The sequence below is a fragment of the Streptomyces sp. NPDC001781 genome (genome assembly GCF_053596035.1).
In genome coordinates this window covers 173,954-187,699 of the sequence record NZ_JBSFFI010000001.1, presented here as the reverse complement: position 1 = coordinate 187,699, position 13,746 = coordinate 173,954, and the positions used below count along the sequence as shown (strand labels likewise).

At 70.9% G+C, this 13,746-nt stretch carries 13 protein-coding genes and 1 pseudogene; 7 read left to right on the top strand and 7 right to left on the bottom strand.

All coding sequences use genetic code 11. From position 1 onward, the window contains the following. Positions 1-42: 42 nt before the first annotated feature. Positions 43-1,011, bottom strand: coding sequence for a WD40 repeat domain-containing protein (locus ACWCV3_RS01020; RefSeq protein WP_451216398.1), 969 nt, complete (start codon positions 1,009-1,011; stop codon positions 43-45). A gap of 99 nt (positions 1,012-1,110) precedes the next feature. On the opposite strand from ACWCV3_RS01020, the gene ACWCV3_RS01015 reads away from it, so the two are divergent. Together ACWCV3_RS01015 and ACWCV3_RS01010 are read left to right on the top strand one after the other, a co-directional pair. Further along, complete coding sequence (locus ACWCV3_RS01015) at positions 1,111-1,785, top strand: GDSL-type esterase/lipase family protein (protein ID WP_451216396.1); 675 nt, start codon at positions 1,111-1,113, stop codon at positions 1,783-1,785. A 90-nt stretch (positions 1,786-1,875) separates the two neighbouring features. Further along, positions 1,876-2,868 (top strand): aldo/keto reductase, encoded by a 993-nt coding sequence (locus ACWCV3_RS01010; protein WP_451216393.1) that lies wholly within the window; start codon positions 1,876-1,878, stop codon positions 2,866-2,868. Positions 2,869-3,026: 158 nt separating this feature from the next. On the opposite strand, the gene thpR is transcribed toward ACWCV3_RS01010, so the two are convergent. Continuing rightward, positions 3,027-3,599: an RNA 2',3'-cyclic phosphodiesterase gene (thpR, locus tag ACWCV3_RS01005; protein ID WP_451216390.1), complete on the bottom strand. Its 573-nt coding sequence runs from the start codon at positions 3,597-3,599 to the stop codon at positions 3,027-3,029. A gap of 35 nt (positions 3,600-3,634) precedes the next feature. On the opposite strand from thpR, the gene ACWCV3_RS01000 reads away from it, so the two are divergent. Next, the gene (locus ACWCV3_RS01000) at positions 3,635-4,540 is read left to right on the top strand and encodes an inositol monophosphatase family protein (RefSeq protein ID WP_451216387.1); all 906 of its coding nucleotides are present in this window, start codon (positions 3,635-3,637) and stop codon (positions 4,538-4,540) included. Here ACWCV3_RS01000 and ACWCV3_RS00995 read toward each other — a convergent pair. Together ACWCV3_RS00995 and ACWCV3_RS00990 are read right to left on the bottom strand one after the other, a co-directional pair. Continuing rightward, a complete protein-coding gene (locus ACWCV3_RS00995; RefSeq protein WP_451216384.1) occupies positions 4,425-5,693 on the bottom strand; it encodes an MFS transporter in 1,269 nt (422 codons plus the stop codon). The genes ACWCV3_RS01000 and ACWCV3_RS00995 overlap by 116 nt on opposite strands. A gap of 100 nt (positions 5,694-5,793) precedes the next feature. Next, positions 5,794-6,231 (bottom strand): MarR family winged helix-turn-helix transcriptional regulator, encoded by a 438-nt coding sequence (locus ACWCV3_RS00990; protein ID WP_030804715.1) that lies wholly within the window; start codon positions 6,229-6,231, stop codon positions 5,794-5,796. A 153-nt stretch (positions 6,232-6,384) separates the two neighbouring features. Here ACWCV3_RS00990 and ACWCV3_RS00985 point away from each other — a divergent pair, with 153 nt between their 5' ends. Then, positions 6,385-6,567: a ribbon-helix-helix protein, CopG family gene (locus ACWCV3_RS00985; protein ID WP_086694930.1), complete on the top strand. Its 183-nt coding sequence runs from the start codon at positions 6,385-6,387 to the stop codon at positions 6,565-6,567. A 39-nt stretch (positions 6,568-6,606) separates the two neighbouring features. Here ACWCV3_RS00985 and ACWCV3_RS00980 read toward each other — a convergent pair whose 3' ends face one another. Then, positions 6,607-8,058 carry an NCS2 family permease gene (locus ACWCV3_RS00980; protein WP_451216381.1) on the bottom strand — a complete coding sequence of 484 codons (1,452 nt, stop codon included), beginning with the start codon at positions 8,056-8,058 and terminating at the stop codon, positions 6,607-6,609. A 191-nt stretch (positions 8,059-8,249) separates the two neighbouring features. Between ACWCV3_RS00980 and ACWCV3_RS00975 the strand changes: the two genes are divergently transcribed. The 3 genes and pseudogenes from ACWCV3_RS00975 (at position 8,250) to ACWCV3_RS00965 (ending at position 11,684) form a co-directional block, all read left to right on the top strand. Next, entirely contained in the window at positions 8,250-8,519 is a 270-nt protein-coding gene (locus ACWCV3_RS00975; RefSeq protein WP_451216379.1) for a DUF2530 domain-containing protein, read from the top strand. Positions 8,520-8,593: 74 nt separating this feature from the next. Next, positions 8,594-9,156: pseudogene (locus ACWCV3_RS00970) on the top strand (glycoside hydrolase domain-containing protein); the annotation flags it as partial. 125 nt (positions 9,157-9,281) lie between these two features. Beyond that, the gene (locus ACWCV3_RS00965; protein WP_451216376.1) at positions 9,282-11,684 is read left to right on the top strand and encodes an HAD-IC family P-type ATPase; all 2,403 of its coding nucleotides are present in this window, start codon (positions 9,282-9,284) and stop codon (positions 11,682-11,684) included. Positions 11,685-11,687: 3 nt separating this feature from the next. On the opposite strand, the gene ACWCV3_RS00960 is transcribed toward ACWCV3_RS00965, so the two are convergent. Both ACWCV3_RS00960 and ACWCV3_RS00955 read right to left on the bottom strand, forming a co-directional pair. Beyond that, on the bottom strand, positions 11,688-12,512 hold the full coding sequence (locus ACWCV3_RS00960; protein ID WP_451216373.1) for a hypothetical protein: 825 nt from the start codon (positions 12,510-12,512) through the stop codon (positions 11,688-11,690). A 169-nt stretch (positions 12,513-12,681) separates the two neighbouring features. Further along, positions 12,682-13,596, bottom strand: coding sequence for a hypothetical protein (locus ACWCV3_RS00955; protein ID WP_451216370.1), 915 nt, complete (start codon positions 13,594-13,596; stop codon positions 12,682-12,684). Positions 13,597-13,746: the final 150 nt, after the last annotated feature.

Here is a 13,746-nt window from a genome sequence, read left to right as displayed (position 1 = left end):
TGGGAAGGGGCGCCCGGCCGACCGGGCGCCCCTTCCTCGCCTTCAGCTCCTGCGCCGCATCATCCGCATGCCGAGGACGGCGGCGGCGCCGAGGGCCAGGAGCACGCCGCCGGTCTTGAGGCCGACCCCGCCGGCCTTCTCCCCCGAGGCCGAACTCCCGCCTTCGGTAGGCGTCTTGGAGGCCACAGCATCGCCCTCGGGTGCGTCCAGCGCCGTCACCTGGCTCCGCGCGCCCTCGCTGCCGTACATCAGCTTGGTGCCGTCGGCGGAGTAGCTGACGGACTCGCCCTGCCCCTGGAGGGGTACGTTCAGCCGGTCCAGCTTCTTGATCCGGCCGCCGTTCCAGTCGTAGGAGATACCGCCGAAGTAACCGCGCACGGCGAGCTGTTCGCCGTTCGGCGAGAAGGCCGCGTCGGTGGCCCACAGGTCGAGGGGGGCGACCGGGCGGAAGATGTTCGTGCCGGAGGACGACAGCCGGGCGGGGCCCTCGTACAGGTGCCCGCCGTCCTCGTTCTTGTCGATGATGTAGACGCGGCCGGTCCTGGGATGGACGGCCAGCGACTCGGCGTCCCGGGGGCCGTCGGAGTACTTCACGACGTACTGCGTGGCCGTGACCGTCTGGTCCTTCAGGGTCTTCGGCTCGGGCAGGCGGTAGATCCAGACGTAGGGCCAGCGGCCGTGGAAGTTGTCCCCGATGTCGCCGACGTAGATCTGGCCGTCCGGCCCGACGGAGATCGCCTCCACGTCGCGCGGGGAGCCGATGCCGCGCAGGGTGAGCGTGGCGACGGTCCTGCCGGTGCGGCTGTCGACGGCGTAGAGGTACGGGCCGTCGTCGCTGTCGTTGTGCGTCCAGTAGACGCCCGGATGCAGGTGGGAGGCGGCCAGGCCGCTGGACTCGGTGATCCTGGGGTCCTCGATGGTGAACCCCCGGTCCCCGTCCGCGGCGTGGGCGGGCAGGGCGCAGGCACCCGTGAGCAGGGCCCCGGCAAGCAGGGCGAACGGTCGGCGCATGGTCCAAGACTGCCACCCGGCGCGGGCGTTCAGCGCGGGTGCTGGGCCTCACACGGGCCCCGGATGCGGGCCCGTACGGCGATCCGCCATCATGAGCGGATGCTCAGGTTCATGCCCGTAGGTGACTCCATGACGATCGGGAGCGCGGGCGAACACACGTGGCGCTACCGGCTGTGGCGGCACCTGCGCGGCACGTACGGCGGCCCGTTCCAGATCGTCGGTCCCCGCGAGACGCTGTACGACCAGGCCACCGGGGAGCCCGGCTCCTACGAGTACGCCGACCCCGACTTCCCGCGCGCCCACCTCGCCGGCTGGGGCGAGGGCTGGCAGCACATGGCTCCGCTGATCGGGGAGGCGGTGCGGGCACACCGGGCCGACGTGCTGCTCGTCTCCCTCGGGCTGATCGACCTGGGCTTCTACACCAACGCGGAGCAGACGGTCGCCAACGTGCGGGCGTTCGTGGCCGCGGCCCGCGAGGCGCGTCCGCGCGTGCGCATGGTGCTGCTGCCGGTCATCCCCAACGTACGCGCCCAGGACGACGGCCCCTTCGCCGAACAGGTCGGCCTCTTCAACACCCTCCTCGCCAAGACGGTTGCCGACCTGGACGAACCCCGTTCACCGCTGCTGCTGGCCTCGGCTCCGGAGGGCTGGGACATCCACACCGACACCTACGACGGCACGCATCCAAGCGCGAGCGGGGAGCACCGGATCGCGGGGGCCTTCGCGGGGGCGATGTACGAGGCGTGGGGGCTGGGGGAGCCGTACGCGGCGTGAACGGACCGACCGGGTTCCGGCGTCTCCCGTCCCCCGCGACCGGCCCCACCGCTTGCCTAGAGCGCGCTCCAAGACGTTGGCTAGGTGGGCATGAGGTACACGCAGCTTGGACGTACGGGTCTGAAGGTCAGCCGGCTGGTGCTGGGGACCATGAACTTCGGGCCGCAGACCGACGAGGCGGACAGCCACGCGATCATGGACGCGGCGCTGGACGCGGAGATCAACTACTTCGACACCGCAAACGTGTACGGCTGGGGCGAGAACAAGGGCCGTACCGAGGAGATCATCGGAACCTGGTTCGCGAAGGGCGGCGCACGGCGCGAGAAGACCGTCCTGGCCACCAAGGTCTACGGGAACATGGGCGCGGAGGGTGATGTCTGGCCCAACTTCGACAAGCTCTCCGCGCTGAACATCCGCCGCGCGGTGGACGCCAGCCTGAAGCGGCTGCGGACCGACTACATCGACATCTACCAGTTCCACCACATCGACCGGAACACCCCGTTCGAGGAGATCTGGCAGGCGGTCGACGTCCTGGTCACCCAGGGCAAGATCCTCTACGCCGGCTCCTCCAACTTCCCCGGCTACAAGATCGCCCAGGCCAACGAGACGGCGCTGCGCCGGGGCAACACCCTCGGCCTGGTCAGCGAGCAGTGCCTGTACAACCTGGCCGAGCGGCGGGCCGAGATGGAGGTGATCCCGGCTGCCCAGGACTACGGGCTCGGCGTCATCCCCTGGTCGCCGCTGCACGGCGGTCTGCTGGGCGGGGTCATCCGCAAGGAGGCCGAGCGCGGACGGCGCGCCTCCGGCCGCGCGGCCGACGCCCTCGCGGACACGGCCACACGCAACCGGATCGAGGCGTACGAGGAGCTGCTCGCCAAGCACGGGCTGGAGCCCGGCGAGGTCGCGCTCGCCTGGCTGCTCACCCGGCCCGGTGTCACCGGCCCCATCGTCGGCCCGCGCACCAGGGAGCAGCTCGACTCGGCGCTGCGAGCGGTGGAGCTGGAGCTCAGCGAGGAGCTGCTGACCGGGCTGGACGAGATCTTCCCCGGCCCGGGCCCCGCCCCGGAGGCGTTCGCCTGGTAGCGGCGAGCGAGAAGGCCGCTCCGTACGGGGTTACCCGCGGAGCGGCCCTGGGCGGCAGCCGTCAGTGGACGGCCGCCGCCACGGCGACGACCACCAGCATCAGCACGAGCGCACCGGCCATGATCCGGTTCCGGGTTTTCGGGTCCACGACGACGAGCCTAACGGGCCCCGCCCAGTGCCCAGCGGGCGACCGGGGCGTACCGGGGCCGCTCGCCGGGAACGCCGGAGGCCGGCAGGTGGCTGCGGACGAGGACGAGTTCGCCCACCGTCCAGGCGGTACCGGCGAATTCGGTGAGGGCGTCGGCGTAGGGCCGCAGATCGGTGTCGTCCCTGCCCCGGGCCAGTGTGAGATGCGCCCGGTAGTGCCGGTGTTCCTCTCCGCCCGCTCCGGCCCGCCGTCCGGCCGCCCGGGCCCGCTCGGCCAGCCTGCCCAGCGCGGCGAGGTCCCCCGAGGCTCCGGCCCACAGCGTCCCGCCCCGGCCGAAGCTGCCGCCGCCGGCGAGGGCCAGCGGGAACGGCGCGCTCCGCACGGCCGCCCGCTCCAGCCGGCGCTCCAGCTCGGGCACGGTCTCGGTGGGGACCTCGCCGTAGAAGGCGAGCGTGAGGTGCCAGCCGTCCGGCCGGGTCCACCGCAGCGTGTCGGACCCGGCGAGCCGCCGCAGCGCCCGTACCTGCCGGCCCAGTTCCTCCGCGGCGCCCGGCGGCGGCAGGACTGCGGCGAAGAGTCTCATCCGCTCACGATCCCAGATCGGTAGGCTGCCGCACCATGACCGACGATCTCGAGGTGGCGACGGCGGCCGCCCTGGCCGGCGCCGCGGCGGTGCGCGAGGGCTACGGCGAGGAGCAGGCCCGGATCGACAAGGGAGCGGGGGACTTCGCCACGGCGGCCGACGTGGCGTCCGAACGAGCCGTCCTGGACGTCATCCGCGCCGCCCGCCCGGAGGACGCCGTTCTCGGCGAGGAGGGCGGACGGCGAGGCCCGGACGGCAGCGGGCGTCTCTGGCTGGTCGACCCCCTGTGCGGCACCCTCAACTACGCCGTCGGCAACATGCTCGTCGCCGTCAACGTGGCTCTCCTCGGCGGTCCGGCGGCCGTGGCCGATCCCTTCAGCGGCGAGGTGTTCCGCACCGACGGCCAGACCGCCCGGCTCCACCGCGACGGCCTGGACACCCCGCTGCGGCCGTCGGCGGCGACCTCCCTCGTGGACGTCAACCTCGACCCGCCCTTCCCGAGTGCCCCCGGGTTCCGCGCCACGGACCTCCTCGCGCACCCGGGGTTCGTCGCCCGCTTCCGTCCGAGGGTCGTGTCCACCACCCTGGCCCTGGCCTGGGTCGCGGCGGGCCGCCGGGCCGCCTACGTCACCGACGGCACCGGTCTGACGGACAGCGTCCACTTCGCCGCCGGAATCGCCCTGTGCCGCGCGGCCGGCTGCGTGGTCACGGACCTCCACGGCCGGCCGCCCGGGTCGGGCACCGCGGGCCTGGTGGCGGCGGCGGACGCGGACACGCACAGCCTGCTGGCGGAGATGATCCGCGGCGAGTCCCGAGCGGCGCCCCTCACGCCGCCGGCGTCAGCTCCTCGCGCCCCCGCGGCACGAACCGCACGTGCGGTCCCCGGTGCCAGGTCAGGCGGAGCCGGAGGTCTCCCGCGCGGGCGAGGAACAGGCCGATGACCGCCGCTGCCGCCGCCGAGACCACGCCGCCCGCGACGAAGCCGAAGCGGGCGCCGTAGGTGTCGGTGACCCAGCCGACGAGGGGGGCGCCCAGCGGGGTGCCGCCCATGAAGACCATCATGAAGAGGGACATCACGCGGCCCCGCATGGCCGGGTCGGTGGACATCTGGACGGCGGTGTTGGCGGTGACGTTGACCGTCAGACCGAAGGCTCCGATGGGCACCATCAGCAGCGCGAACAGCCAGTAGGACGGCGCCAGCGCCGCGACGGTCTCCATCGTGCCGAAGGCCAGCGCGGCGGCGACCAGCACCCGGAACCGGGCCGTGCCGCGCCGGGCGGCGAGCAGGGCGCCGATCAGGGAGCCGACGGCCATCAGGGTGTTGAACAGGCTGTACGCCCCCGCGCCGGCGTGGAAGACGTCGTCGGCGAAGGCGGTGAGCCAGACGGGGAAGTTGAAGCCGAAGGTGCCGATGAACCCGACGAGCACGATGGGCCAGATCAGCTCCGGCCGCCCGGCGACATGCCGCAGCCCCTCCCTGAGCTGGCCCTTGCCGCGCGGGGCGCGGTCGGCGGCGTGCAGTTCGCGAGTGCGCATCAGCAGCAGCCCGGTGATGGGCGCGACGAAGGACAGCCCGTTGGCGAGGAACGCCCACCCGGTGCCCACCCCGGTGATCATCAGACCGGCGACGGCCGGACCGACCAGCCGGGCGGACTGGAAGTTGGCCGAATTCAGGCTGACCGCGTTCTGGAGCTGGCCGGGACCGACCATCTCCGAGACGAAGGACTGCCGGGCCGGGTTGTCCACGACCGTGGCGAGACCGACCGCGAAGGCGGCGACGTACACGTGCCAGACCTGGACGTGGCCGGAGAGGGTGAGGGCGGCCAGCGCGAGGCCGGTGAGGGCCATCGCGGACTGGGTGAACAGCAGCGCCGGCCGCTTGGGGAGCCGGTCGACGAGGACACCGCCGTACAGGCCGAAGAGCAGCATCGGCAGGAACTGCAGGGCGGTGGTGATGCCGACGGCCGCCGAGGAGCCGGTGAGACTCAGCACGAGCCAGTCCTGGGCGATGCGCTGCATCCAGGTGCCGGTGTTGGAGACGACCTGGCCGGCGAAGAACAGCCGGTAGTTGCGGACCTTCAGCGAGCTGAACATCGAGGTTCGGCCGGCGGCCGGGGTAGTGGTGGCAGGTGCGGGGGCGGAAGGTGCTCCGGGTCCCGTACTCAAAAGGTCGCCTCCTGAAGCGATGCCGTGGCTACAGTTGCGCGAGCTTCTCCAGGACGGGGGCGGCGGCGCGCAGGGTGGCCCACTCGTCCTCGTCGAGGCCCTCGACCAGGCCGGCCAGGAACGCGTTGCGCTTGCGGCGGCTCTCGACGAGCATCGCCTCGGCCTGCTCGGTCCGGGTGACGACCTTCTGGCGCCGGTCCTCGGGATGCGGCTCGAGCCGGACCAGGCCCTTCGCCTCCAGGAGCGCGACGATGCGGGTCATCGAGGGCGGCTGGACGTGCTCCTTGCGCGCCAGTTCGCCCGGGGTGGCCTGTCCGCAGTTGGACAGCGTGCCCAGGACCGACATCTCGGTGGGGCTCAGCGACTCGTCGACCCGCTGGTGCTTGAGCCGACGGGACAGCCGCATCACGGCGGAGCGGAGGGAGTTCACGGCGGCCACGTCGTCGCCGTGGGTGAGGTCCGACATGTCTTTAGCCTAACTCATTACCCTCACTAAGTAACGCCGTCTCGCACGCCACACGGGGTGACGTCCGCCACTGTGTCCAATCATCACCCTTACGAGTGAGTCAGTTCCGAAAAGTGACCCATCGGGTGGCGGGATGTGGCGACCCTCTTACGCATGGGGACCAGTGTGCTCAGCCTGCGGATGGACGGGGAGCTGCTAGAGAGGCTCCGGGAACGCGCGGCGAAACGAGGAATGAGCGTGCAGGACTATGTGATCCGCACGCTCGTGAGGGACGACTTCGACGAGCGGTTCCAGACCGCCGTCGACGAGACCGAGAAGTTCTACGGGGTCACATGAGACCCATGTGACCCCGTAGGAACCTCAGCCGCGCCCCGGTCAGGTCAGACCGAGGGCCGGCATCAGGTAGTAGAAGCCGAAGACGGCCGCGACCGCGTACATCGCCACGGGGATGTCCCGGCCGCGCCCGGCGGCCAGGCGGAGCACCACGAAGGTGATGAAGCCCATGCCGATGCCGTTGGTGATCGAGTAGGTGAACGGCATCATCACCATGGTCACGAAGGCCGGGATGGCGATGGTGAAGTCGGCCCAGTCGATCTCCCGGATCGAGCCCGCCAGGATCAGGAAGCCGACCGCGAGGAGCGCGGGGGTGGCGGCCTGGGACGGCACCATGGTGGCGACCGGGGTGAGGAACAGCGAGACGCCGAAGAGGGCGCCGGTGACGACGTTGGCGAGGCCCGTTCGGGCACCCTCGCCGACACCCGCGGTGGACTCCACGAAGCAGGTGGTGGCCGAGGAGGAGCTGGCGCCGCCCGCCGCGACGGCGAGGCCGTCGATCAGCAGGACCTTGTTGATGCCGGGCATCTGGCCCTGGGCGTCGGTCAGCTTGGCCTCGTCGCTGACGCCCATGATCGTGCCCATGGCGTCGAAGAAGCAGGACAGCAGGACGGTGAAGACGAAGAGGACGCCGGTCAGCACGCCGACCTTGGCGAAACCGCCGAACAGGCTGACCTGGCCGATCAGGCCGAAGTCCGGCGTGGCGACCGGGTTGCCCGGCCACTTCGGCGTGGTCAGGCCCCAGGACGGCACCTTGGCGACCAGGTCGATGACCACCGCGAGGACGGTCATCGTCACGATGGAGATCAGGATCGCGCCCGGCACCTTGCGGACGATCAGGGCGAGGGTGAGCAGGACACCGAGGACGAAGACCAGGACCGGCCAGCCGGTGAGGTGACCGCCGGTGCCGAGCTGGAGCGGGACGGTGGTCTGGGCGATGTCCGGGATGCGGGTGACGAAGCCGGAGTCGACCAGGCCGATCAGCATGATGAACAGGCCGATACCGATGGCGATGGCCTTGCGCAGCCCGTAGGGCACCGCGTTCATCACGCGCTCGCGCAGACCGGTGGCGACCAGCAGCATCACCACGAAGCCGGCGAGCACCACCATGCCCATCGCGTCCGGCCACGACATGCGCGGTGCGAGCTGGAGCGCGACGACCGTGTTGACGCCGAGACCCGCCGCGAGGGCGATCGGGACGTTGCCGATGACACCCATGAGGAGGGTGGTGAAGGCGGCGGTGAGCGCCGTGGCCGTGACGAGCTGACCGTTGTCCAGGTGGTGCCCGTACATGTCCTTGGCGCTGCCGAGGATGATCGGGTTCAGGACGATGATGTACGCCATCGCGAAGAACGTGGCGAAACCGCCCCGGATCTCCCGGGCGACGGAGCTGCCGCGCTCGGAGATCTTGAAGTAGCGGTCGACGGCGCTCTGGGAGGGCTTTCCGCCTGGCTGTTCGGGGGAAGGAGCCTGGGCCGTGGCCGAGGTGGGCATGCGAGTCCTCTTCACCATCAGGGTCCCCCCGAGCCCTTTTGGAGTTTCGTACGAACAGAAACAGTCATAGACAAACCGCTTCAGTATGAACGTATGAACCCTAGATCGCTATCTCCGCGCGTAGATAGACGCCGGATGCCCCTGGGGCGGCGGGCTGCCGGGGGCGGCGGGGCGCCTCGTAAGCTGTGCCCATGACGAAGTGGACCCCCAAGCACGAAGCGCCGGAGCCCCTGGAGGGGCCCGTGGTCGCCACCATCACCGGCGGCACGATCGTGTGGTTCGTCCTCTTCCTGGTCCAGCTCCCCTTCTACGGCTGGTTCGAGGACCACGGCCATCTGTGGTGGCTGTGGACCTGTCTGGCCGGGGCCGGTCTCGGCCTGATCGGCATCTGGTACGTGCGCGGGCGGGACGCCGCGATCAAGCGGGCGGCGGCCGAGCGGGGGGCCGTCCCCGCCGAGTGACCTCCGGGTCGCGCGGGACCTCTGGAACGGGATGCGGAATCCGTGTTGTCATGTGCACCGCTGTCCGATGACACGAGTACGCGCTGCCGGACGCGATGCTGTCCCGGATGGCCCGCGACCTCGGGCATCGCGCCGACGGGGACCGTTACGCGGCGCGGGCGCGGAACTACCGGAGGGTCTTCGACCCCTCGACCGGGTTCTTCCGGGCCCGTGACGCCCCCGGCGCCTTCACGGGACCGGCGGACCCGGCGAAGAGCGAGGGATTCCACGAGGGCACGTCCTGGCAGTGCCAGTGGCCGGAGCCGCAGGACCTGCCCGGCGCACCATGTCCGCCTGGAACGTGCTGTCCTCCATCGGCGTCTTCCCGGTCCGGCCCGGCTACGGCACCTGGGGTCTGTCGACCCCCGTCTTCGACCGCGTCGACCTCTACCCGCACGGCGCGCTCACCGTCACCGCGCCGGGCACCTCGGCGGACACCCGCTACGTGCGGTCGGCGCGGCTGGACGGCGCCGCGTACGGGCGGACGTACCTCACCACCGAGGCGCTGCGGACGCACCGTTCGCGGTCCTCCGCACTCGGACCGGCGCCCTCTTCGTGGGGTACCGGTCCCGCCGCGGGACCGCCCGCCCCGGGCTGATCCGGGCCTGCTCCACCGCTTGATCGGGGGCGCCCCCGAGACCTCCTCGGGGGCGCCCCCGGCGTTGCCCGGAGATCGGTCCGCCCGGCAGGTGAAGCGGGCATTGGGCACGTAACGTCGTTTGCATGACGCATATCGACGCGGGTGCCGGACTGGACCCCGTGCACCCGGTCGCGCCGCCCACCACCGGGCCGGCGGGCCTGACCCGCGCACAGGTCGCGGAGCGGGTGGCACGGGGCGAGGTCAACGACGTCCCGGTGCGCAGCAGCCGCTCGCTGGGCGAGATCGTGCGGGCGAACGTGTTCACCCGGTTCAACGCGATCATCGGTGTGCTGTGGGTGGTGACGCTGTTCGTCGCGCCCATCCAGGACAGCCTGTTCGGGTTCGTGATCCTCGCCAACACCGGGATCGGGATCGTGCAGGAGTGGCGGGCGAAGAAGACGCTGGACTCGCTCGCGGTGATCGGGGAGGCCCGGCCGACCGTGCGCCGGGACGGCGCGGCGGTGCGGGTGCCGACCAGCGGGATCGTGCTGGGCGACCTGGTGGAGATCGGGCCCGGCGACAAGATCGTGGTGGACGGGGTGTGCGCCGAGGCCGACGGCCTCGAGGTGGACGAGTCCCTGCTGACCGGCGAGGCCGACCCGGTGGTCAAGCACCCCGGCGAGCGGATGATGTCGGGCAGCTTCGTGGTCGCGGGCGGCGGGGCCTTCCAGGCGACCAAGGTGGGCCGGGAGGCGTACGCCGCCCAACTGGCCGAGGAGGCTTCCCGGTTCACCCTGGTCCACTCCGAGCTGCGGTCCGGGATCTCCACCATCCTGAAGTACGTGACCTGGATGATGGTCCCGGCCGCGCTCGGCCTGGTCGTCACCCAGCTCGTGGTGAAGAGCAACGACTTCAAGGGCTCGGTGGCCCGGACCATCGGCGGGATCATCCCGATGGTCCCGGAGGGGCTGGTGCTGCTGACCTCGGTGGCCTTCGCCATCGGCGTGATCCGGCTGGGGCGCAAGCAGTGCCTGGTGCAGGAGCTGCCCGCGATCGAGGGCCTGGCCAGAGTGGACACCGTCTGCCTGGACAAGACCGGCACGCTCACCGAGGGCGGCATGGACGTGAGCGCCCTGAAACCGCTCGACGGGGCGGACGAGGACCGGGTGCGGGAGGTGCTGGCCGCGCTCGGGGCGTCCGATCCGCGTCCCAACGCCTCGCTCAAGGCCATCATCGACGCCTTTCCGGACGGTCACGGCGCGGACCGGCGCCCGGTGAGCGCCCTGCCTTTCTCCTCGGCCCGCAAGTACAGCGGGGCCGCGTTCGAGGAGGGCGACGGCAAGGTCACCGGGTGGCTGCTGGGCGCCCCCGACGTGCTGCTCGCCTCCGACGATCCCGCGCTGGCGGAGACCGGCCGGCTGAACGAACAGGGGCTGCGGGTGCTGCTGCTGGCCCACGCCACCCGCGACCTGGACGGTCCCGACCCGGCACGCGGGGCCCGGCCCGTGGCCCTGGTGGTGCTGGAGCAGCGGCTGCGCCCGGACGCGGCGAAGACCCTGCGCTACTTCGCCGACCAGGACGTCCGCGCCAAGGTGATCTCCGGGGACAACGCGGTGTCGGTGGGTGCCGTCGCGCACAAGCTGGGTTTGTCCGGCGACGCGGTCGACGCGCGGCGGCTGCCGGCCGACCCGGCCGGCCTGGCCGAGGCGGTGGAGCGGGCCACGGTGTTCGGGCGGGTCACCCCGCAGCAGAAGCGGGAGATGGTGGGCGCACTCCAGTCGGAGGGCCGCACCGTGGCGATGACCGGCGACGGGGTGAACGACGTACTGGCCCTGAAGGACGCCGACATCGGTGTCTCGATGGGCTCGGGCTCGGAGGCCACGCGCGCGGTCGCGCAGATCGTGCTGCTGAACAACAGTTTCGCCACGCTGCCCTCGGTGGTCGCGGAGGGCCGCCGGGTGATCGGCAACATCACGCGGGTGGCGACGCTGTTCCTGGTGAAGACGGTGTACTCGGTGCTGCTGGCGCTGCTGGTGGTGTGCTGGCAGGTGGAGTACCCGTTCCTGCCCCGGCATCTGACGCTGCTGTCCACGCTCACGATCGGCGTCCCGGCCTTCTTCCTGGCGCTGGCGCCGAACAAGGAGCGGGCGCGGCCGCACTTCGTGCGCCGGGTGATGCGGTACTCGATACCGGGCGGGCTGCTGGCCGGCCTGGCGACCTTCGTGACGTATCTGCTGGCCCGGCACCACTACACGGGCGCGGGCGCGCTGTCCGCCGAGACCAGCGCGGCCACCCTGACCCTGTTCCTGATATCGATGTGGGTCCTCGCCATCATCGCCCGCCCCTACACCTGGTGGCGGCTGGCCCTGGTGGCCGCGATGGGAGTCGCCTTCCTCATCGTCCTGACCGTCCCCTGGCTCCAGGACTTCTTCGCCCTGCGCCTGGTCGGCAACGTCATGCCGTGGACGGCGGTCGGAGTGGCGGTGGTGGCGGCGGCCGCCCTGGAGCTCGCGTGGAGATGGGTCGGCCGCCGCTTCCCGGTGTGAGGGTTACTGCACGTCCACCGCGTCGCCACCGGAGGTGACGGCGGCCGTGGTGGAGACGCCCGCGTAGACGTAGCGGAAGGCGCCGTCGACCGAGGCGGTGACGGTGGTCTTCAGATTGCCGCCGGCATCGGTCTTGACGGTCTTGAGGGTGCTCCAGGTGGTGGAGCCCTTCTTGACGAACTGGAGCTGCACGGACTGCGCCCCGTAGCCGTAGTACTTGTTGTAGTCCCAGCTCGCGCGGGTCAGGGCGCCGGTGACCGTGATGGTCCTGCCCTTCTTGACCGGCTCCGGGGAGGCGTTGACGGTGAGCTTGGAGTAGCGCAGCAGGCTGGTGGTGGCCATGCCGCCCTGGTCCTTGAAGCCGACCTTGCTGTAGTCGGGGCTGGAGGGGTTCTGCCCGTTGAAGGCGGTCGCCTCGGCGGCCACCGACCACTTGCCGGCGTCGGAGGCGGTCAGTTCGCCGTCGGCCGGGTAGACGTCGACGGTGCCGGTGCAGGTCAGCGTGGTGCTGGTGGCGACCTTGCAGGTGGCGAAGTCGTCGCCCTCGACCGTGGCGGACGGGTCGTCCAGGGAGCCCCGGTAGAGGTAGGCGTCGGTGTAGAAGTCGGCGGCGGTCGCGTTGACGTCCGTGCCGTGGGTCAGCGTGTACGAGTAGGTCGCGCTGACCTTGCTGGTGGTACCGACCTTGATCGACGAGGCGATCTTCAGGTTCGAGAAGCTGACGTTCATCGTGTACGGCGTGGCCGGTGCGGCGTGCGCGGCCGGAGCGGCGAAGGCGGCGAGAGCCAGGGCGCCGGTGACGGCGGCCACGGTGGCACGTATGCGCATGTGCGGTTCCCTCTGGGGGAGAAGTGATCGGGGAGTCGGTCGACTCGGGTGATCAGATCCGTGAAGGGTCTGCACAGTTGTACGGGCGGGGCGTTCCTTGACCGGAATTTGCCTGTTCATTGCCTGGTCAAGAGCCCCGCCCGCTCACCTCTGGCGGATCACCGCCGGATTACTTCACGTCGACGAAGTCGGCGGTCGAGTCGACCGCCGGCGTGGTCGAGGTGCCCGCGAAGCTGTAGCGGAAGTAGCCGTCGGCGGACGCCTTGACGGTGGTCTTCAGGTTGCCCCTGGAGTCCGTCTTGACGGTCTTCAGCGTGGTGTAGGCGCCGGCGCCCTTCTTCTTGAACTGGAGCTTCACGGACTGCTGGGTGTAGCCGTGGTACTTGTTGTCCTCCCAGTTGGCGCGGGTCAGGGCACCGGTGACCGTGATGGTCCTGCCCTTCCTGACCGGCTCCGGGGAGGCGTTGACCGTCTGGCGGGAGTACCGCTGGAGCGAGGTGGAGCCGAGACCGCCCTTGTCGGCGACGCCGACCTTGGAGAGGTCCGGGTTCTCCTGGTCCTGGCCGTTGTAGGCGATCGCGAGCGCGCCGCCCTTCCAGGCGCCGGCGTCGGAGTTCCACAGCAGGCCGTCGGTCGGGTAGATGTCGATCTTGCCGGTGCACTTCGCCGTGGTGTCCGTGACCACCTTGCAGGTGGCGGGCAGGTCACCGAACAGCATGTTGTCCGGGTTGTCGAACGAACCCTTGTAGAGGTACGGGCCGTTGAGGAAGTCGTGAGCCGTGATGTCGACGTTCGCGCCGTGGGTCAGCGTGTACGTGACCGTGGTCGCGACGTGGTTGGTGGTGCCGACCTTGATGGCCTTGGCCACCTTGAACTGCGAGAAGGTGACGTTCAGGGCGTACGGAGTGCCGCCGCGGACACCCTTGACGCCCTGCTTGCCGGAGGCGGCGTGCGCACCCTTGACGATCTTCACGGCCTCCGTGCGGTAGGCGGAGGCGGCGCCGTCGGCGTGTGCCGCCGGGACGGCGAGGGCGGAGAGGGCCAGGGCGCCGGTCACGGCGGCCACTGAGGCGCGAATACGCATGTGCGTTCCCCTGTGTTGTGGGGCCCCGGTGGTCACCGCGTCCCGAGGAACGCGTGGGCCCGGTGAGACCCCTCTGATCGTGTGAGCCTGTTGGCTCACACGATCAGACGTGCGATCCGCGGGCACGGTTGTACGAGAATCGAAGATTCT